This window comes from Pseudomonas sp. LS_2, assembly GCF_042709235.1.
Classification (GTDB): Bacteria; Pseudomonadota; Gammaproteobacteria; order Pseudomonadales; family Pseudomonadaceae; genus Aquipseudomonas.
Map to the genome: position 1 here is coordinate 121,443 of NZ_JAVAYC010000009.1, position 18,656 is coordinate 140,098.

Annotated in this window: 16 protein-coding genes, 3 tRNA genes and 1 pseudogene; 16 read left to right on the plus strand and 4 right to left on the minus strand. The window is 61.2% G+C overall.

Annotation, left to right across the window (positions count from 1 at the left end; genetic code table 11):
* Nucleotides 1-3 precede the first annotated feature (3 nt).
* Genes RAC97_RS10865 through RAC97_RS10875 form a run of 3 tightly spaced genes read left to right on the plus strand, consistent with a single transcriptional unit; the run spans nucleotide 4 to nucleotide 2,865 of the window.
* Entirely contained in the window at nucleotides 4-804 is an 801-nt protein-coding gene (locus RAC97_RS10865; protein ID WP_375100769.1) for a carbohydrate ABC transporter permease, read from the plus strand.
* A 12-nt stretch (nucleotides 805-816) separates the two neighbouring features.
* Nucleotides 817-1,089, plus strand: coding sequence for a DUF2160 domain-containing protein (locus RAC97_RS10870; RefSeq protein WP_375100770.1), 273 nt, complete (start codon nucleotides 817-819; stop codon nucleotides 1,087-1,089).
* 36 nt (nucleotides 1,090-1,125) lie between these two features.
* Nucleotides 1,126-2,865, plus strand: a complete 1,740-nt coding sequence (locus RAC97_RS10875; RefSeq protein ID WP_375100771.1) for an ABC transporter substrate-binding protein — start codon at nucleotides 1,126-1,128, stop codon at nucleotides 2,863-2,865.
* A 90-nt stretch (nucleotides 2,866-2,955) separates the two neighbouring features.
* Here RAC97_RS10875 and folD read toward each other — a convergent pair whose 3' ends face one another.
* Nucleotides 2,956-3,810 carry a bifunctional methylenetetrahydrofolate dehydrogenase/methenyltetrahydrofolate cyclohydrolase FolD gene (gene folD, locus RAC97_RS10880; RefSeq protein ID WP_375100772.1) on the minus strand — a complete coding sequence of 285 codons (855 nt, stop codon included), beginning with the start codon at nucleotides 3,808-3,810 and terminating at the stop codon, nucleotides 2,956-2,958.
* A gap of 288 nt (nucleotides 3,811-4,098) precedes the next feature.
* Here folD and RAC97_RS10885 point away from each other — a divergent pair.
* The 10 genes from RAC97_RS10885 to RAC97_RS10930 all read left to right on the plus strand — a co-directional run bounded on the left by RAC97_RS10885 (nucleotide 4,099) and on the right by RAC97_RS10930 (nucleotide 13,669).
* Nucleotides 4,099-4,175 (plus strand) — tRNA-Arg (locus RAC97_RS10885).
* 50 nt (nucleotides 4,176-4,225) lie between these two features.
* Nucleotides 4,226-4,301: transfer RNA gene (locus RAC97_RS10890), tRNA-His, on the plus strand.
* 56 nt (nucleotides 4,302-4,357) lie between these two features.
* Nucleotides 4,358-4,442, plus strand: a tRNA-Leu gene (locus tag RAC97_RS10895).
* A gap of 210 nt (nucleotides 4,443-4,652) precedes the next feature.
* On the plus strand, nucleotides 4,653-4,952 hold the full coding sequence (locus RAC97_RS10900) for a DUF6388 family protein (RefSeq protein ID WP_375100773.1): 300 nt from the start codon (nucleotides 4,653-4,655) through the stop codon (nucleotides 4,950-4,952).
* A 245-nt stretch (nucleotides 4,953-5,197) separates the two neighbouring features.
* On the plus strand, nucleotides 5,198-6,511 hold the full coding sequence (gene tig / locus RAC97_RS10905; protein WP_375100774.1) for a trigger factor: 1,314 nt from the start codon (nucleotides 5,198-5,200) through the stop codon (nucleotides 6,509-6,511).
* Nucleotides 6,512-6,602: 91 nt separating this feature from the next.
* Nucleotides 6,603-7,244 carry an ATP-dependent Clp endopeptidase proteolytic subunit ClpP gene (clpP, locus tag RAC97_RS10910; protein WP_375100775.1) on the plus strand — a complete coding sequence of 214 codons (642 nt, stop codon included), beginning with the start codon at nucleotides 6,603-6,605 and terminating at the stop codon, nucleotides 7,242-7,244.
* A 108-nt stretch (nucleotides 7,245-7,352) separates the two neighbouring features.
* Nucleotides 7,353-8,636: an ATP-dependent Clp protease ATP-binding subunit ClpX gene (gene clpX / locus RAC97_RS10915; protein WP_375100776.1), complete on the plus strand. Its 1,284-nt coding sequence runs from the start codon at nucleotides 7,353-7,355 to the stop codon at nucleotides 8,634-8,636.
* Nucleotides 8,637-8,789: 153 nt separating this feature from the next.
* Nucleotides 8,790-11,186, plus strand: coding sequence for an endopeptidase La (gene lon, locus RAC97_RS10920; RefSeq protein ID WP_375100777.1), 2,397 nt, complete (start codon nucleotides 8,790-8,792; stop codon nucleotides 11,184-11,186).
* A 155-nt stretch (nucleotides 11,187-11,341) separates the two neighbouring features.
* Complete coding sequence (gene hupB / locus RAC97_RS10925) at nucleotides 11,342-11,614, plus strand: nucleoid-associated protein HU-beta (RefSeq protein WP_054883552.1); 273 nt, start codon at nucleotides 11,342-11,344, stop codon at nucleotides 11,612-11,614.
* A gap of 183 nt (nucleotides 11,615-11,797) precedes the next feature.
* A complete protein-coding gene (locus RAC97_RS10930) occupies nucleotides 11,798-13,669 on the plus strand; it encodes a SurA N-terminal domain-containing protein (protein ID WP_375100778.1) in 1,872 nt (623 codons plus the stop codon).
* 60 nt (nucleotides 13,670-13,729) lie between these two features.
* On the opposite strand, the gene RAC97_RS10935 is transcribed toward RAC97_RS10930, so the two are convergent.
* Complete coding sequence (locus RAC97_RS10935) at nucleotides 13,730-14,758, minus strand: patatin-like phospholipase family protein (protein ID WP_375100779.1); 1,029 nt, start codon at nucleotides 14,756-14,758, stop codon at nucleotides 13,730-13,732.
* Nucleotides 14,759-14,913: 155 nt separating this feature from the next.
* Between RAC97_RS10935 and RAC97_RS10940 the strand changes: the two genes are divergently transcribed.
* The 3 genes from RAC97_RS10940 (at nucleotide 14,914) to RAC97_RS10950 (ending at nucleotide 16,859) form a co-directional block, all read left to right on the plus strand.
* On the plus strand, nucleotides 14,914-15,192 hold the full coding sequence (locus RAC97_RS10940; RefSeq protein ID WP_375100780.1) for a hypothetical protein: 279 nt from the start codon (nucleotides 14,914-14,916) through the stop codon (nucleotides 15,190-15,192).
* Between the two features lie 14 nt (nucleotides 15,193-15,206).
* Nucleotides 15,207-15,974, plus strand: coding sequence for a CHAD domain-containing protein (locus RAC97_RS10945; RefSeq protein WP_375100781.1), 768 nt, complete (start codon nucleotides 15,207-15,209; stop codon nucleotides 15,972-15,974).
* 87 nt (nucleotides 15,975-16,061) lie between these two features.
* Nucleotides 16,062-16,859 (plus strand): acyl-CoA thioesterase, encoded by a 798-nt coding sequence (locus RAC97_RS10950; protein WP_375100782.1) that lies wholly within the window; start codon nucleotides 16,062-16,064, stop codon nucleotides 16,857-16,859.
* Nucleotides 16,860-16,865: 6 nt separating this feature from the next.
* Here the strand turns inward: RAC97_RS10950 and RAC97_RS10955 are convergent.
* Both RAC97_RS10955 and RAC97_RS10960 read right to left on the minus strand, forming a co-directional pair.
* A pseudogene (locus RAC97_RS10955) lies at nucleotides 16,866-17,078 on the minus strand (terminase); the annotation flags it as partial.
* Nucleotides 17,079-17,153: 75 nt separating this feature from the next.
* A complete protein-coding gene (locus RAC97_RS10960; protein WP_375100783.1) occupies nucleotides 17,154-18,632 on the minus strand; it encodes a methyl-accepting chemotaxis protein in 1,479 nt (492 codons plus the stop codon).
* Nucleotides 18,633-18,656: the final 24 nt, after the last annotated feature.

Below are 18,656 nucleotides of genomic sequence, written 5' to 3' on the forward strand. Positions count from 1 at the left end.
GCCATGACCCTGCGCAAGACGGTACCGCTGCTGCTGTACTTCTTTTTCCTGCTGGTGCCGATCTACTGGCTGCTGAACATGTCGTTCAAGAGCAACACCGAGATCCTCGGCGGGCTGACCTTGTGGCCGCATGCCTTCACCCTGGACAACTATCGGGTGATCTTCACCGACCCCAGTTGGTACAACGGCTACCTCAACTCGCTTTACTACGTGTGCCTGAACACCGTTATTTCGCTGGCTGTAGCCCTGCCTGCAGCCTACGCTTTCTCGCGCTATCGCTTCCTTGGCGACCGGCACCTGTTCTTCTGGCTGCTGACCAACCGCATGGCACCGCCGGCGGTGTTCCTGCTGCCGTTCTTTCAGCTTTATTCGTCCATCGGCCTGTTCGACACCCACATCGCCGTGGCCCTGGCCCACTGCCTGTTCAACGTGCCGCTGGCGGTGTGGATTCTTGAAGGCTTCATGTCCGGGGTGCCGAAGGAAATCGACGAAACCGCCTACATCGACGGGTACAGCTTCCCGCGCTTCTTCGTGAAGATCTTCGTGCCGCTGATCGGCCCCGGCATCGGCGTGACGGCATTCTTCTGCTTCATGTTCTCCTGGGTCGAACTGCTGCTGGCGCGCACCTTGACCTCGGTGGACGCCAAGCCCATCGCGGCGGTGATGACCCGCACCGTGTCTGCGTCGGGCATCGACTGGGGTGTGCTGGCTGCCGCAGGGGTGCTGACCATCCTGCCAGGCATGCTGGTGATCTGGTTCGTGCGTAACCATGTGGCCAAGGGCTTTGCCCTGGGCCGGGTGTAAGGAGGCAAGGCAATGGAGTGGATGGCCTGGACCCTGCCCACGGCGCTGTTCTTCGCCGCCGTGGGGCTGTTGTTGACCTGCATGACAGTGTTGGAGCTGCGGCGCCCGTGCCTGGAGCGTCGTGGTTTCCTGCCGATCGTCACCACCCGTGGCGACCGGCTGTTCATCGGCCTGCTGGCCAGCGCCTACCTGCACCTTGCGGTAGTCGGGCTCAGCGACTGGTCCTTGTGGGTGGCCTCGCTGCTGTCGCTGGCCTGGCTCGTGGTGGTGCTGCGCTGGGGTTAGGCCTGTGCGGCGGAATAATCAAATAGGGAGTTCACAATGTTCGATAACGACAAGAAACCGCGACATTTGACCCTGGCCGCGCTGCTGGTGCTCGCCGGCCTGCACAGTACGGCCTGGGCCGACCAGTACGAGGATGCGGCCAAGAAATGGATCGGCAGCGAGTTCAAGCCCTCCACCCTCAGTGCCGAGCAGCAGTTGGCCGAGCTCAAGTGGTTCATCAAGGCCGCCGAGCCGTTTCGTGGGATGAAAATCAACGTGGTGTCGGAAACCATCACCATTCACGAGTACGAGTCCAAGGTGCTGGCCAAGGCCTTCAGTGAAATCACCGGTATCCAGCTGACCCACGACCTGCTGCAGGAAGGCGATGTGGTGGAGAAGCTGCAAACGCAGATGCAGTCGGACAAGAACATCTATGACGGGTGGGTAAACGATTCCGACCTGATCGGTACCCATTTCCGCTATGGCAAGGTGCAGTCGATCACCGACCTGATGGCCAATGAAGGCAAGGACTACACCTCGCCAACACTCGACCTGAAGGACTTCATCGGCATTTCCTTCACCACAGCGCCCGATGGCAAGGTCTACCAGCTGCCCGACCAACAGTTTGCCAACCTCTACTGGTTCCGCGCCGACTGGTTCGAGCGGCCCGACCTGAAAGCCAAATTCAAGGAAAAATACGGCTATGAGCTGGGCGTGCCGGTGAACTGGTCCGCCTACGAGGACATCGCCAAATTCTTTACCGAAGACGTCAAGGAACTCGACGGCAAGCGCGTGTATGGGCACATGGACTACGGCAAGAAAGACCCGTCGCTGGGTTGGCGCTTCACCGATGCCTGGTTCTCGATGGCCGGTGGCGGCGACAAGGGCCTGCCCAACGGTCTGCCGGTGGACGAGTGGGGCATTCGCGTGGAGGACTGCCACCCGGTGGGCTCCAGCGTCACCCGCGGTGGCGACACCAACGGCCCGGCGGCGGTGTTCGCCACCCAGAAGTACGTGGACTGGATGCGCGCCTACGCGCCGAAGGAAGCCCAGGGCATGACATTCTCCGAGGCAGGCCCGGTGCCAGCCCAGGGCAATATCGCCCAGCAGATCTTCTGGTACACCGCTTTCACCGCCGACATGACCAAGCCAGGGCTGCCGGTGGTCAACGCCGATGGCACGCCGAAATGGCGCATGGCGCCGTCGCCAAAGGGGCCGTACTGGGAGGAGGGGATGAAGCTCGGCTATCAGGACACCGGCTCCTGGACCTTCTTCAAGTCCACCCCCGAAAAGCAACGCCTGGCGGCCTGGCTGTACGCGCAGTTCGTGACGTCGAAGACCGTGTCGCTGAAGAAGACCATCGTCGGCCTCACGCCGATTCGTGAATCGGACATCAACTCCCAGGCGATGACCGAGATGGCGCCCAAGCTCGGTGGTCTGGTGGAGTTCTACAGAAGCCCGGCGCGAGTGCAGTGGACCCCGACCGGCACCAACGTGCCTGACTATCCACGGCTTGCGCAGTTGTGGTGGAGCCATATCGCTGCGGTATCCAGCGGCGAGAAGACTCCGCAGGAGGCACTCGATGCCCTCGCCCGTGACCAGGACCGCATGCTCGAACGCCTGCAGCGCTCCAACGCCCAGGCCACCTGTGCACCAAAGCTGAACCCGGAAAAGGACGCGCAGTACTGGTTCGACCAGCCAGGCGCGCCGAAGCCGAAGTTGGCCAACGAGAAGCCCAAGGGTGAGACGGTGAACTACGCCGACCTGCTCAAGTCGTGGGAGGAGGCGCGCAAGTGAGTTGATCGTGCGGGCGCTTTGGCAACAAAGAAAGACGGCACCTCTGAGGTGCCGTTTTTCCATTGTGCCGCGGGAAGCTCAACCCAGTGCTTATTTATGCAGCTCTTCAGCCGCATACAGGGTGTTCTCCAGCAAGCACGCCCGGGTCATCGGCCCGACGCCGCCCGGCACCGGGGTAATCCAGCCGGCACGTGGCAGGGCGGTTTCGTACACCACATCGCCTACCAGCTTGCCGTCTTCCTGGCGGTTGATGCCAACGTCGACGACGATGGCGCCTTCCTTGATCCATTCACCCTTGACCAGCCCCGGCTTGCCGGCGGCGACCACTACCAGGTCGGCACGACCGACATGGCCGGCCAGGTCCTGGGTGAAGCGGTGGCAGACGGTCACGGTGCAACCGGCCAGCAGCAGTTCCATGGCCATGGGGCGGCCGACGATGTTCGAGGCGCCGACGATCACCGCATTCATGCCGTACAGGTCCTGACCGGTGCTTTGCAGCAGGGTCATGATGCCTTTCGGCGTGCACGGGCGCAGCAGCGGGATACGCTGGGCCAGGCGGCCGATGTTGTAGGGGTGGAAGCCGTCGACGTCTTTGTCCGGGCGGATGCGCTCGAGCAGCAGCGAGGCGTCCAGGTGTGCGGGCAGCGGCAACTGAAGAAGAATGCCATCGACGACCGGGTCGTCGTTGAGGCGGTCGATCAGGTCGGTCAGGGCTTGCTGCGTGGTATCGCTGGGCAGGTCGAAGGCCTGCGAGATGAAGCCGACTTCCTCGCAGTCCTTGCGCTTGTGCGAGACATAGACTTGGGAGGCGGGGTCGGTGCCGACCAGGATCACCGCCAGGCCTGGTGTGCGCAGGCCTTGCTGGCGGCGCTCCAGGACACGTTGGGCGATCTGCTTGCGCAGGTTGGCGGCGATCGCCTTGCCATCGATAAGGTGTGCAGTCATAGACGCGTGATTAACCATCGAGAAGGGAACATAAAAGAGGGCGCATTCTCGCACGACACGGCCCGAGGGCAAAGGCGGGTGGTCGGGCAAATCCCCTAACCCCTTAAATAATTTAAATTTTTTTGAAAAAAGAGTTGACGACTTTTAGGCTCGTCTATAACATTCGTCGCACTTGTCGGGCAGAGCCTAGCACTGGTTAGCAAGGTCAGGCAGAATGAGCGGATTTGTTGGCTCGTTCGGTACGGCTAAAAGTTGATTTGCAATCGTAGCAGAAAGCAGATTGAATATGCGCCCGTAGCTCAGCTGGATAGAGCATCCGCCTTCTAAGCGGATGGTCGCAGGTTCGAGTCCTGCCGGGTGCGCCATTAGGCAGCTTTGGCACGCAAGTGAAGGTTTAACGCAATGCCGCAATATGGTGGGCGTAGCTCAGTTGGTAGAGCGCTGGATTGTGATTCCAGTTGTCGTGGGTTCGATTCCCATCGTCCACCCCATATTTTCGAAGGCGCCTTGATTGTATAATCAGGCGCCTTTGCTTTAGGTGATCCACGCGGACGTGGTGAAATTGGTAGACACACTGGATTTAGGTTCCAGCGGCGCAAGCTGTAAGAGTTCGAGTCTCTTCGTCCGCACCATCTCTTGCTTTCATTGGCTGTCATTGCAGCGTGAAAGCCTCCGGAAATGCCGCCTTGTGCGGCATTTTTCGTTTCTGCGCCTTCCTTTATATAGGTATCGGCCGCAATCGACCTGTCCATCGCCTCCGGCCCCTGTTGCTCAAAGGTCAAAAGCTGTTAGATTTCAGCCGGTTGAATCGTCGACCCAAAGGTCGTGACAGGAAGACCCAGATGATTGCCAAAGAAGCACGCCAGGCCCTGGCATTGCAGCGTTTCGCCGAGGCCAACCCGCAATTGCTCGAGGAGATCCGCGAGCTGGATGCGCGTGAGCAGGCCCAGCAGATCGAGTGGGCGTTCGATGATGCAGCGCAGGAACAGGGTGTCCAGCCCTGGGAGCTCGCGTTGCAATTGATCGCCGAAAGCCCCGAGCAGTTGCAGGCGATGCGCCTGGAGACGCATCGCGAGGTTGCCGAGGCGCTGGGCATGGAGTGGGAAGAGTACTGCCAGTTCAACGAGATCGACCCTCAATAGAAGGGGGTGGTTTCCAGGGGCTGGTTGTTTGACAATTTTTTACCGGTGCGTAGCGGCGATACCGCTTGCAGCCCTTTACTCGCCAGGCCCGTGCGCTTTGCCACGGGCCTTTGAATGAAATCGACCGGTGAGGTTTCCCGTCGTCCAGGGTGGGGTGACTTCTGGTGTGCGAGTCACTAGAATATTCGCCCTTGATTCTGGAGTCGGGTTATCGCCGGCTAACGTCTGTGCAACGAGGAATATCCATGCAAGTTTCTGTTGAAAACACTTCCGCTCTCGAGCGCCGCATGACCATCGCCGTTCCGGCCGAGCGCGTCGAGAACGAAGTCAACAAGCGTCTGCAGCAGACTGCCAAGCGCGCCAAGGTTGCCGGCTTCCGTCCAGGCAAGGTGCCAATGAGCGTGATCCGCCAGCGCTTCGAAGGCGATGCCCGTCAGGAAGTCTTCGGCGACCTGGTGCAGGCTTCCTTCTACGAAGCTGTGGTGGAGCAGAAGCTCAACCCTGCAGGCGCCCCGGCTGTCGAGCCCAAATCCTTCGAAAAAGGCAAGGACCTCGAGTTCGTCGCCATCTTCGAAGTCTTCCCGGAGTTCACCGTTGCCGGCTTCGAGTCGATCGCTGTCGAGCGCCTGAGCGCCGAAGTGGCGGACGCCGACCTGGACAACATGCTGGAAGTGCTGCGCAAGCAGAACGTGCGCTTCGAGGCCGTTGAGCGCGCCGCGCAGAACGACGACCAGGTCAACATCGACTTCGTTGGCAAGATCGACGGCGAAGCCTTCGCAGGCGGTTCGGCCAAGGGTACTCAGCTGGTACTGGGCTCCGGCCGCATGATCCCAGGCTTCGAAGCAGGCCTGGTCGGTGCCAAGGCGGGCGAAGAGCGCGTTGTCAACGTGACCTTCCCCGAGGACTACCAGAACCTGGACCTGGCCAACAAGGCCGCCGAGTTCACCATCACCGTCAACAGCGTTTCCGCACCTGTGCTGCCTGAGCTGAACGAAGCGTTCTTCACCCAGTTCGGTATCAAGGAATCGACCCTGGAAGGCTTCCGCACCGAAGTTCGCAAGAACATGGAGCGTGAGCTGCGTCAGGCGATCAAGACCAAGGTCAAGAACCAGGTCATGGACGGTCTGCTGGCCGCCAACCCGATCGAGGTGCCGAAGGCGCTGCTGGAGAACGAAGTCAACCGTCTGCGCGTGCAAGCTGTTCAGCAGTTCGGTGGCAACATCAAGCCTGAGCAACTGCCAGCCGAGCTGTTCGAAGAGCAAGCCAAGCGCCGTGTGGTTCTGGGTCTGATCGTCGCCGAGGTGGTCAAGCAATTCGAGCTGAAGCCGGATGACGCCAAGGTTCGCGAGATGATCGAGGAAATGGCTTCGGCCTATCAGGAGCCTGAGCAGGTCATCGCTTGGTACTACAAGAACGACCAGCAATTGAACGAGGTTCGTTCGGTTGTGCTGGAAGAACAAGTTGTAGATACTGTTCTGCAGAAAGCGACTGTGACCGACAAATCGGTCTCGTACGAAGAAGCTGTCAAGCCAGCACAGGCTCCTGCCGAAGCTGAGTGATTTGCTACTCTCGTAAGAACCCCCACAAGCCAGCCTTCGCGCTGGCTTGTGCGTTATTGAAGCCATGACTATTTGGGAGTGAGTGCAGGACATGTCCCGCAATTCTTATATTCAGCAGAGCTCTGACATCCAGGCCGCAGGCGGCCTGGTCCCGATGGTTATCGAGCAGTCCGCCCGTGGCGAGCGAGCCTACGACATCTATTCGCGCCTGTTGAAGGAGCGAGTGATCTTCCTGGTGGGTCCCGTAGAGGACTACATGGCCAACCTGGTAGTGGCGCAACTGCTGTTCCTGGAAGCGGAAAACCCGGAAAAGGATATCCATCTGTACATCAACTCGCCGGGCGGGTCCGTCACCGCAGGCATGTCGATCTACGACACCATGCAGTTCATCAAGCCAGACGTCTCCACCATCTGCATCGGCCAGGCCTGCAGCATGGGGGCGTTCCTGTTGGCTGCCGGTGCCAAGGGCAAGCGCCATTGCCTGCCCAACTCCCGGGTGATGATCCACCAGCCGCTGGGCGGCTTCCAGGGCCAGGCCACCGATATCGAGATCCATGCCCAGGAAATCCTCAACATCAAGGCGCGCCTTAACGAACTGCTGGCCCACCACACTGGCCAGGATCTGGAAACCATCAAGCGTGATACCGAGCGCGACAACTTCATGAGCGCTCAGCGTGCGGCCGAGTACGGTTTGATCGACTCGGTCTACGACAAGCGGCAACTGGTGTCCTGAGGCCAGGCGCCAGAGCGGGCGGGCGCCGAAAGCGCCTACCTGCGGACTTGAAAAAGCCCGCAATTGCCTTCATCTTGTGTTGCAAGCCTACCGGATTGGATCGATCGAATGACTGACACCCGTAACGGCGAGGACAGCGGCAAATTGCTCTATTGCTCCTTCTGCGGCAAAAGCCAGCACGAAGTGCGCAAATTGATTGCCGGGCCCTCGGTATTTATCTGCGACGAGTGCGTCGACCTGTGCAATGACATCATCCGTGAGGAGGTGCAGGAAGCCCAGGCCGAGAGCAACGCGCACAAACTGCCTTCGCCGAAAGAAATCAGCGGAATCCTGGACCAGTACGTCATTGGTCAGGAACGCGCCAAGAAGGTGCTTGCGGTAGCGGTGTACAACCACTACAAGCGCCTGAACCAGCGTGACAAGAAGGGCGACGAAGTCGAGCTCGGCAAGAGCAACATCCTGCTGATCGGGCCTACCGGCTCGGGCAAGACCCTGCTCGCCGAAACCTTGGCACGCCTGTTGAACGTGCCTTTCACCATTGCCGACGCCACCACCCTGACCGAAGCCGGTTATGTGGGTGAGGACGTCGAGAACATCATTCAGAAATTGCTGCAGAAGTGCGACTACGACGTGGAGAAGGCCCAGATGGGTATTGTCTACATCGATGAGATCGACAAGATCTCGCGCAAGTCGGATAACCCGTCCATCACCCGCGACGTCTCGGGCGAAGGCGTGCAGCAGGCGCTGTTGAAATTGATCGAAGGCACCGTCGCCTCGGTGCCGCCGCAGGGTGGCCGCAAGCACCCGCAGCAGGAGTTCCTGCAGGTCGACACGCGCAACATCCTGTTCATCTGCGGTGGCGCATTCTCCGGCCTGGAAAAGGTCATCCAGAACCGTTCCACCAAGGGCGGTATCGGGTTTGGTGCCGAGGTGCGCAGCAAGGAAGAGGGCAAGAAGGTTGGCGAGTCCCTGCGTGAGGTCGAGCCGGATGACCTGGTCAAGTTTGGCCTGATTCCGGAATTCGTCGGCCGCCTGCCGGTGCTGGCGACACTTGACGAGCTCGACGAGGCTGCACTCATGCAGATTCTCACCGAGCCGAAGAATGCTCTCACCAAGCAGTATGCCAAGCTGTTCGAGATGGAAAGCGTCGACCTCGAGTTCCGCAGCGACGCGTTGAAGGCTGTTGCTCGCAAGGCATTGGAGCGCAAGACCGGCGCCCGTGGCCTGCGTTCGATCCTCGAGGGTGTGTTGCTCGACACCATGTATGAAATTCCTTCGCAGAAGGATGTCAGCAAGGTGGTGATCGACGAGAGCGTCATCGATGGCGCCTCGCAACCGCTGCTGATCTACGAGAACAGCGAACCGCAAGCGAAGGCTGCACCCGACGCCTGATTTGGGGCGGCGCTGCGTCAAGGAAAGGGGCCTACGGGCCCCTTTCTGCTTTTCTGGCGTCAACGCTTGTAATTTTCCGGACCTGCCCCCACATTAGGCCCAAGCACCATTTCCACCGGTTTCCGGCCATAAGGCCGCTGTAGAGGCGAAATCATGAAGACCACCCTCGACTTGCCTCTTTTGCCATTGCGCGATGTCGTAGTCTACCCGCACATGGTCATCCCGCTGTTCGTGGGACGCGAGAAGTCCATCGAAGCCCTCGAGGCAGCGATGACGGGCGAAAAGCAGATCCTCCTGCTGGCCCAGAAGAACCCTGCCGACGATGATCCGGGCGAAGACGCCCTTTACCGGGTGGGCACCATCGCCACCGTACTGCAATTGCTCAAGCTGCCCGATGGCACCGTCAAGGTGCTGGTCGAAGGTGAGCAACGCGGTGCGGTCGAGCGCTTCACCGAGGTCGACGGGCACGTGCGTGCCGAGGTCGGCCTGATCGACGAAGTCGAGGCGGCCGAGCGCGAGTCCGAAGTGTTCGTGCGCAGCCTGCTGTCGCAGTTCGAGCAATACGTGCAGCTGGGCAAGAAGGTCCCGGCCGAAGTGCTGTCTTCGCTGAACAGCATCGATGAGCCTGGCCGCCTGGTCGACACCATGGCAGCGCACATGGCGCTGAAGATCGAGCAGAAGCAGGAGATCCTCGAGATCATCGACCTGCCCGCCCGTGTCGAGCACGTGCTGGCGCTGCTGGATGCGGAAATCGACCTGTTGCAGGTCGAGAAGCGCATCCGTGGTCGGGTCAAGAAGCAGATGGAGCGCAGCCAGCGCGAGTACTACCTGAATGAGCAGATGAAGGCCATTCAGAAAGAACTCGGTGATGGTGATGAAGGCCACAACGAAGTCGAGGAGCTGAAAAAGCGTATCGACGCCGCGGGCCTGCCGAAGGACGCTCTGGCCAAGGCACAGGCCGAACTCAACAAGCTCAAGCAGATGTCGCCAATGTCCGCCGAGGCCACCGTTGTACGGTCTTACCTCGACTGGCTCGTGCAGGTGCCGTGGAAGGCCCAGAGCAAGGTTCGCCTGGACCTGGCCAAGGCCGAGGAAATCCTCGACTCGGACCACTACGGCCTGGAGGAGGTCAAGGAGCGTATCCTTGAGTACCTCGCCGTGCAGAAGCGTGTGAAGAAAATTCGCGGCCCGGTACTGTGCCTGGTCGGCCCGCCTGGCGTGGGCAAGACCTCGCTGGCCGAGTCGATCGCCGCAGCGACCAACCGCAAGTTCGTGCGCATGGCCCTGGGCGGTGTGCGTGACGAGGCCGAGATTCGTGGCCACCGTCGGACCTACATTGGTTCGATGCCAGGTCGCCTGATCCAGAAAATGACCAAGGTGGGTGTGCGCAACCCGCTGTTCCTGCTCGACGAGATCGACAAGATGGGCAGCGACATGCGTGGCGACCCGGCCTCGGCGTTGCTGGAAGTGCTCGACCCCGAGCAGAACCACAACTTCAACGATCACTACCTTGAAGTCGACTACGACCTGTCGGATGTGATGTTCCTGTGCACCTCGAACTCGATGAACATTCCGCCGGCGCTGCTCGACCGCATGGAAATCATCCGCCTGCCGGGCTACACCGAGGACGAGAAGGTCAACATCGCGGTCAAGTACCTGACACCCAAGCAGGTCAAGGCCAATGGCCTGAAGAAGGACGAGCTGGAGATCGACGTCTCCGCTATCCGCGACATCATCCGCTACTACACCCGCGAGGCAGGCGTACGTGGCCTGGAGCGCCAGATCGCCAAGGTCTGTCGCAAGGTGGTCAAGGAGCACACCGGGCAGAAGCAGGTGAAGGTCAAGGTGACCGGCGACCAGCTGGAGCATCTGCTGGGCGTGCGCAAGTTCCGCTACGGGCTGGCCGAGCAGCAGGACCAGATCGGCCAGGTCACAGGCCTTGCCTGGACCCAGGTTGGAGGCGAATTGCTGACCATCGAGTCGGTAGTCATCCCGGGCAAGGGGCAGCTTATCAAGACCGGCTCGCTCGGCGATGTCATGGTCGAGTCCATCACCGCCGCGCAGACCGTGGTACGCAGCCGTGCCCGCAGCCTGGGGATTGCTGCCGATTTCCACGAGAAGCACGACGTGCACATCCACATGCCCGAGGGCGCTACGCCCAAGGATGGCCCGAGTGCCGGCATCGGCATGTGCACCGCGTTGGTGTCGGCTTTGACGCAGATTCCGGTACGCGCCGACGTGGCGATGACCGGTGAAATCACCCTGCGTGGCCAGGTATTGGCCATTGGCGGCTTGAAGGAAAAACTGCTGGCAGCACACCGGGGCGGGATCAAGACCGTCATCATTCCCGAAGAAAATGTGCGTGACCTGAAGGAAATTCCTGAAAATATCAAACAGGATCTGCAGATCAAGCCCGTTAAATGGATTGACGAAGTCCTGCAAATTGCGCTGCAATACGCCCCGGAGCCCTTGCCAGATGTGGCTCCGGAGATTGTCGCGAAAGATGAAAAGCGCGACGGCGATGCTAAGGAAAGAATCAGCACGCACTAGTCAGTATTTCATTGGGGGGCTTCCTTGACAGTTTTTTCGGGGCCTTGCTATAAAGCGGCACGCCAAATGTCACAAGGCCACCCAATGCTCGTTTCATAAGCTTTTCATTACATACTTAGAAACAAACTCAAAATAGAGATATAAGGGGACTTAGAGTGAACAAGTCGGAACTGATTGACGCTATCGCTGTATCGGCTGACATTTCCAAGGCTGCCGCTGGCAAAGCTCTGGATGCTGTGATCGACTCCGTGACCGGTGCCCTGAAAGCAGGCGACGACGTCGTCCTGGTTGGCTTCGGTACCTTCTCCGTCAAAGAGCGCGCCGAGCGCACCGGCCGTAACCCGCAAACCGGCAAGGCGATCAAGATCGCTGCTGCCAAGGTTCCAGGCTTCAAGGCTGGCAAAGGCCTGAAAGACGCCGTCAACTAAGTCGTCTCTTCAGACGGGCCGGGTCTTGCCTGGTCCGAGCACGTGGCGGCCGGGGCCGTAAACGTTACCGCCTGCCACGTTTGCTAAGAAAAGGCGCATCTTCGGATGCGCCTTTCTTTTATCAGGATTTTACCCACTCTGCGCGGTTGTCGATGCAGTGGTACAGCCGTTTCTGGGGGACGCATGCTGCAAAATATCAGGGACAATTCAAAGGGTTGGATTGCCAAGAGCATCATTGGCCTTATCGTCGTGCTGATGGCACTGACCGGTTTCGAGGCCATATTCCAGGCGACCAGCACCAGCCAGGACGCCGCCAAGGTGAACGGTCAGACCATCAGCCAGAACGAGCTGAGCCAGGCCGTCGATATGCAGCGCCGTCAGCTGATGCAACAGCTGGGCAAGGATTTCGACCCTGCACTGCTGGATGAAAAAATGCTGCGTGAAGCCGCGCTCAAAGGGCTGATCGAACGCCAGCTGCTGTTGCAGGGGGCCGATGATGCCAAGTTCGCCTTCTCCGAAGCCGCACTGGATCAACTGATCCTGCAGACGCCAGAGTTCCAGGTCGATGGCAAATTCAACGCCGAGCGTTTCGATTCGGTGATTCGCCAGATGGGCTACGGGCGTATGCAGTTCCGCGAGATGCTGGCCCAGGAAATGCTCATCGGCCAGCTGCGCACCGGTCTTGCCGGCAGCAGTTTCGTCACCGACCAGCAGGTCGACGCATTCGCCCGCCTGGAAAACCAGACCCGCGACTTCGCCGCCCTGACCTTCAAGGCCAACCCGGCTGCCATCAAGGTCAGCGATGAGGAAATCAAGGCTCACTACGACCAGCACGCCAAGGAGTTCATGACCCCCGACCAGGTGGTCATCGACTACATCGAGCTGAAAAAGTCGGCGTTCTTCGACCAGGTCGACGTCAGCGACGACGAGTTGCAGGCCTTGTACGAGAAGGAAATCGCCAACCTGGCCGAGCAGCGTCGTGCTGCGCACATCCTGATCGAAGTCAACGACAAGACCACCGATGACCAGGCCAAGGCACGCATCGCCGAAATCCAGCAGCGCCTGGAAAAAGGCGAGGACTTCGCCACCCTGGCCAAGGAGTTCTCCCAGGATCCAGGCTCCGCTGCCGCTGGCGGCGACCTTGGCTTCGCAGGCCCTGGGGTCTACGACCAGGCGTTCGAAGACGCGCTGTACAAGCTCAGCAAGGACCAGGTATCGGCCCCGGTACGTACCGAGTACGGCTACCATCTGATCAAGCTGCTGGGCGTCGAGGCCCCGGAAGTGCCGACCTTCGCCAGCCTGAAGGACAAACTGACGCGTGAGCTGAAGACCCAGCAGGTCGAACAGCGTTTCGTCGAAGTGACCAAGCAGCTCGAAGATTCCGCTTTCGAAGCCTCCGACCTGAGCCAGCCGGCCCAGGACCTGGGCCTGAAGGTACAGACTTCGGCGCCGTTCGGGCGCGAGGGTGGCGACGGTATCACCGCCAACCGCGCCGTGGTGCAGGCCGCCTTCAGCGATGAAGTGATCAGCGAAGGCTCCAACAGTAACGCCCTGGAGCTGGACCCGGAAACCGTCGTGGTACTGCGCGGCAAGGAGCACCGCAAGCCTGAGCAACTGCCGGTGGATGCCGTCGCCAAGAACATCAGCGAGCAGCTGGCACGCGAGAAGGCGACCGCAGAGCTCAAGGCCAAGGCCGACAAGCTGATCGCTGGCCTGCGTGACGGCTCGATCGCACCGAGCGCAGCCTATGAAGGCCAGTCCTGGAAAGTTCAGGAGGCCGTTACCCGCGCCCAGGACGGCATTGACCCGGCCGAGCTGCAGGCAGTGTTCCGCCTGGCCAAGCCAGAAGCCAAGGACAAGCCGGTATTCGGCAGCGTGGTCCTGGCGGACGGCAGCCTGGCCGTACTGCAGCTCAAGGGTGTTAACGAAGGCGCTGCCGCCAGTGACGAGGAAAAGCAGCAGATTCGCCGCTACCTCGCTTCGCGCGCCGGCCAGCAGGACTTCTCGGCCTATCGCAAGCAGCTGGAAGCCAAGGCAGACATCACCCGTTACTGAGTGTTGCCCCTGCAAGAAAACAGGCCGCATTTGCGGCCTGTTTTTTTATGTGCGTGGACGTCAGCGTTTCTGCGTCTCGTAGTTGTCCAACGTATCCCGCGCGATCTCCCGCCCCAGGGCGATCAGTTCAGGGGCCTTGTAGAACTCGAAGAAGCGGCACACGCGCTTGGGCACGTTGATCAGCACATCCGGCGGATAACCGGCGATCTTGTACTGCGCCAGCGAGGTCTGCATCACCTCGAAGCTCTGGTTGATCAGGTCCAGCAAAGATGCCGGCCCGACGTTGTCGATGATGAACGAGCCGGTCGCCGATTTGGGTGCGCCTTCACTTTGCGGGGCAGCTGCCGACTGCTGGCTCTCCGGGTCGGCAGGCTCGCTCAGCCATGGGTTGGCCTCGGTGACGATTTCCTGCTCGATGCGAATCAGTTGCTCGGCGGGTTTGCGGCGAAATGGCAGACGCGAGCCCAGCGAACTGATGACCGCGTCGAAGCGCATCTTGAATGCTGCCGGGCGCTCGATCACCGGAAGTTGGTAGTGGTTCTGGTTGGTGGCATTGAGGTTCACCGCGATGATCAGGTCGCAGTGGCTGGACACCACGGGGACGATCGGCAGCGGGTTGAGAATGCCGCCATCGACCAGCATGCGGTTGCCCTGCATGACGGGCGTGAACAGGCTGGGGATCGCCGCCGAGGCGCGCATGGCCTGGTGCAGGCAGCCTTCCTGGAACCAGATTTCCTGCTGGTTGGTAAGGTCGGCGGCAACGGCTGTGTAGGGGATGCGCAGTTGCTCGATATTCATCTCGCCGACGATCTTGCGAATCTGCCCGAACACCTTGTCTCCGCGGATTGCACCCAGGCGAAAACTAACGTCCACCAGGCGCAGCACGTCGAGGTAGTCGAGGCTTTCTATCCAATGCTTGTATTCATCAAGCTTGCCGGCGGCGTAGATGCCACCGATCACTGCGCCCATGGAACAACCGGCGATGCAGGCGATCTCGTAGCCGCGCCGTTCCACTTCCTCGATCACGCCGATGTGCGCATAGCCTCGCGCACCCCCCGACCCCAGCACCAGCGCCACACGTTTACTCATGACCTTCCCCCGTCACTGTGCCACTCTATGGCAACAATGCACCCATCGGTGCCTGTCCTTCAATGCGCACCGCGCTGGACTACGCTGTTCAGGGCACTTTTCTCATGTTGCGCCGTCGAATTGCCACTGTTCTCCACCTTTGAGGTAACCCCCCGATGAAAGCCTGGATCTGCCTTCCCCTGATTGCCCTGGCCCTGGCTGGCTGCGCAGGCAAGACGGCCTATCGCGACAGCTGTGCGAACCAGCTCGATGCAGCCTGGAAGGAGCTCGACCTGGCCAAGGCCGAAGGCTTCGCCGGTACTGTCAGCTACTCCAAGGCCTTGTCATTGTTGACCGGTGCCAAGACCCAGCAGCAGTTCGAAGGCTTCGAGGGTTGCACCCGCAAGGCCGAGCGAGCGCGTTTCTACATTCGTGAGTCCCGCGCCGGGCGTTGAATAAGGGGGGGCCGATGTCTGCCATGCTCGACCACGTCGTAGCGCAGGTACTGGCTTCGCAGGTACGCCTGCTGGCGTGCCGGGAGCGTTTGGCTGCCGATACCGACAGCGAGGCATTGCATGACCTGCGTACCAGCATGCGCCGCTTGCGTAGCGTGCTACGGCCCTTGCGCGGCCTGCCAGGTATCGAGCAGTTGGAAGATGCCGCCAGGTCCCTGGGTAGCCTGACCACGCCTTTGCGCGACCTCGAGGTGCTGGGTGGGCAGCTTCTGAACGGTGGCTACGTGCAGGAGGGGCAGCGACGCCTGGAGGGCAGGGCGCGAAGGTTCTCCGCCGTCGCCGGCAGTGCGCAACTGACGCGTGTGCTGGCGATTCTCGACCCTTTGCCGTTGTTCCTGCGGGCCGCCAAGCGTGAGGGCCTCGCCCGGTCATTGTCGACCCGCATCGAAAAACGCCTGGACAAACAATGGCGCAAGCTGGGCAAGGCCATCGTCGACCCAGCCCATGACCGTCATCGCCTGCGCCTGCTGATCAAGCGTGTGCGCTATGGGGCCGAGGCCTACCCGCAGCTCGATCGCACCGACAAGAAGCTGCGACGTTTGCTCAAGCGCGCCCAGGGCGACCTGGGTGACTGGCATGACCATGTGCAATGGCTGCTGCAAGTGCCCGGGCATCCTGACCTCGCGCCGCGCCAAGCGGCCTGGGAGGCCGGCTTGTACGAGGCGGAAAAGCGCTCGGACCTTACCCTGGATGCCCTGGCCAAGGCCATTGCGCGTCGATAGTCACTGCAAATGACCGATTTGCGGGCTGGCGTTGCGCCACCTGCTGGTTACTATCGTCCTTGCCCGATCGACGCCAAGGACTTCCTCATGAATTTCCCTCAATTGCTTGATGCCGTGCGCAACACTCCCGACTCGGTAAGCATTCCGGCCGACTGGGCCCAAGGGCGCGCCTCGTTCGGCGGCCTGATGGCTGCGATGGTATTCGAGGCCATGCGTGGGAAGTTGAATGACGCCCGCCCGGTGCGCTCGCTGGCGATCACCTTCGTGGGGCCCGCAGCGCCCGATGTGCCCATTCGCTTCGAGGCAGAGGTGCTGCGTGAAGGCAAGGCGGTCAGCACCTTGCTGGGCCGCGCCGTTCAGGAGGGGCTGGTGGTGACGTTGGTGCAGGGTAGCTTTGGGGCAGGGCGGCCTTCGTCCGTCGAGGTGGCTGCCGCGCCGGCCATCGACATGCAGCCCTTGGAACAATCAGCGCCGGAGCTGCCCTACATCAAGGGCGTGACGCCCGACTTCATGCGCCACGTGGCGTTGCGCTGGGCCGTTGGCGGGTTGCCGTTCAGTGGCAATTCGTCGAGGCAGATGGGGGGCTGGGTGCGTCTGCGCGATGTGCCGCAGGCACCGCTGACCGAGGCGCATCTGCTGGCACTTGTTGATGCCTGGCCACCTAGCCTGATGCCTCACCTCAAGCAGCCGGCAGCCGGCAGCACCCTGACCTGGACCATCGAATTCATCCAACCCGTGGCCAACCTCACCACGTTGGACTGGTGCCGCTACTGTGTCGAGACCGAATACGCCCGTGATGGCTACGGCCATGCAGCGGCAGCCTTGTGGACGGCGCAAGGGGAGTTACTGGCGTTGAGCCGGCAGACGGTGACGGTATTTGCCTGAGGCCTACAAGCGCTGCTCTTGGCGCTGCAGGCCGAACCCTGCGACCAGGGCGATGGCACCTACGGCAAGCTGGGTGAAATCCGCGTTGAACAGCCCGCTCAACAGCAGCAGGGCACCCAGCATGAACAGTGGCACGGCAATCAGGTGCAGTGCCTGACGCTGGTTGTCAGGGCCACCGCGCCAGTGCCAGGCAGATAAATGAAGCAATCGCTTGTTCATGGGCATTTCCTCGCAGTCATGCCCAAAGCTTAGTGCCGGGTTTGGGGGGCGGCCAATCGACGCTGTTTATGGCGGCTATAGCTTGAGCTGGCCAATCGCCTTGTTCAGCTCGCCGGCCAGGGTCGCCAATTCGCTGCTTGTGCTGGCCGAGCCCACGGTCTGCTGCACGGTCTGCTCGGTGACATCGCGGATGCTCACCACCGCCCGATTCATTTCCTCGGCCACCTGGCTCTGCTGTTCGGCGGCCACAGCGATCTGTGTGTTGCTCTCGCGCATCTGCGCTACCGCACCGGTAATTTCCGCCAGCGCAGCCCCGGCCTCCTGGGCCTGGCGCACACAATCGTCGGCCTTGTACGAGCTTTCCTGCATGAACTCCACCGCGTCGCGAGTGCCCGCCTGCAACGCAGATACCATGGCGGTTATTTCATCGGTGGAGCTTTGCACGCGCCTGGCAAGGTTACGTACCTCGTCGGCGACGACCGCGAAGCCACGCCCCAGGTCACCCGCGCGAGCGGCCTCGATGGCCGCATTGAGCGCCAGCAGGTTGGTCTGCTCGGCGATGCTGTGGATCACCCCGACCACACTGTTGATCTTCTGGCTGTCGTCGGCCAGTTGGCGAATCATCTCTGCGGTCTGCTGCACGCCGCTGGACAGCCCGGCGATGGAGTCCTGCACCCGGCCCACCACCTCCTGGCCGCTACCGGCAAGGGTGTCAGCGCTTTGCGAGAGGTCGCGGGTGGCGCCAGCGTGCTGTGCGATGTGGTGCACGGTGGCAGACATTTCGTTGATGGCCGTGGCGGCCTGATCGGTCTCGCTCTGCTGGCCGAGCATGCCGTGGCGTACATCCGCCATGCTCGAGGCCAGGCGCGCTGCGCCGTTATCGAGTTGCGCGGCCGTGTGCGCGACGGTGCTGACCACGCGGTGGTAGGTGGCTTGCATGGCGTTGAAGGCGCCAGCCATCTGCCCGACCTCGTCGCCGCAGGCCAACGGCACGCGGGCCGAAAGGTCGCCGGTCTTCTCCACGTGCAGCATCACGTCCTTGAGAGTGTTGAGCTGGCTGAGCAGGAAGCGGATCAACAACTGCGAGGCGCCTAGCATGGCCAGCATCAGCACCAGCACGCACAGCGCATATTTGCTGAAGCGGTCGAGAAACACCTGGCGCAGGCTGGGCGACTGGGCCAGGACTGCCAGGTGCCGGTCGCCTTGATGAACCACTTGTGCGCCGAGCAGCGGTGTCTCGCCAAGCAGCGTGTCGCTCGGCAGTTCCACCCAGCCCTGCCCGTCACGCAGTATTTCCAGGGGCTCTCCGGCGTGGGCAGGCGTCTGCCCATTCTGCCAGGTGATGAGTTGAGCATTGCTAGGCAGCGGTTGGCCAGCAGGCCAGGCCGACAGCAGCTCAGCCTGGGCGATGGCCTGGGAGCGGGCGGCTTCGGCGCGAGCCTGCTGCTCCAGGTGCACGGCATAAAGCACCAGCAGCAGGGTGGTGACGAACGCCACCGCATTGACGGCCCAGAACTTGTACTTCAAGGAGATATTGCTAAGCCAGGCACCCATGGTAGGTCTTCTCTGAGTTGAGCG

Excerpts from the sequence above, each read along its gene's own strand:
- tig (WP_375100774.1), top strand. The coding sequence starts at position 5,198 with ATGCAAGTTTCTGTTGAAAACACTTCCGCTCTCGAGCGCCGCATGACC.
- RAC97_RS10875 (WP_375100771.1), top strand. The coding sequence starts at position 1,126 with ATGTTCGATAACGACAAGAAACCGCGACATTTGACCCTGGCCGCGCTG.
- RAC97_RS10945 (WP_375100781.1), top strand. The coding sequence starts at position 15,207 with ATGTCTGCCATGCTCGACCACGTCGTAGCGCAGGTACTGGCTTCGCAG.
- RAC97_RS10935 (WP_375100779.1), bottom strand. The coding sequence starts at position 14,758 with ATGAGTAAACGTGTGGCGCTGGTGCTGGGGTCGGGGGGTGCGCGAGGC.
- RAC97_RS10870 (WP_375100770.1), top strand. The coding sequence starts at position 817 with ATGGAGTGGATGGCCTGGACCCTGCCCACGGCGCTGTTCTTCGCCGCC.
- RAC97_RS10960 (WP_375100783.1), bottom strand. The coding sequence starts at position 18,632 with ATGGGTGCCTGGCTTAGCAATATCTCCTTGAAGTACAAGTTCTGGGCC.
- folD (WP_375100772.1), bottom strand. The coding sequence starts at position 3,810 with ATGACTGCACACCTTATCGATGGCAAGGCGATCGCCGCCAACCTGCGC.
- RAC97_RS10900 (WP_375100773.1), top strand. The coding sequence starts at position 4,653 with ATGATTGCCAAAGAAGCACGCCAGGCCCTGGCATTGCAGCGTTTCGCC.
- RAC97_RS10865 (WP_375100769.1), top strand. The coding sequence starts at position 4 with ATGACCCTGCGCAAGACGGTACCGCTGCTGCTGTACTTCTTTTTCCTG.
- clpX (WP_375100776.1), top strand. The coding sequence starts at position 7,353 with ATGACTGACACCCGTAACGGCGAGGACAGCGGCAAATTGCTCTATTGC.
- RAC97_RS10950 (WP_375100782.1), top strand. The coding sequence starts at position 16,062 with ATGAATTTCCCTCAATTGCTTGATGCCGTGCGCAACACTCCCGACTCG.
- RAC97_RS10930 (WP_375100778.1), top strand. The coding sequence starts at position 11,798 with ATGCTGCAAAATATCAGGGACAATTCAAAGGGTTGGATTGCCAAGAGC.
- clpP (WP_375100775.1), top strand. The coding sequence starts at position 6,603 with ATGTCCCGCAATTCTTATATTCAGCAGAGCTCTGACATCCAGGCCGCA.
- lon (WP_375100777.1), top strand. The coding sequence starts at position 8,790 with ATGAAGACCACCCTCGACTTGCCTCTTTTGCCATTGCGCGATGTCGTA.
- RAC97_RS10940 (WP_375100780.1), top strand. The coding sequence starts at position 14,914 with ATGAAAGCCTGGATCTGCCTTCCCCTGATTGCCCTGGCCCTGGCTGGC.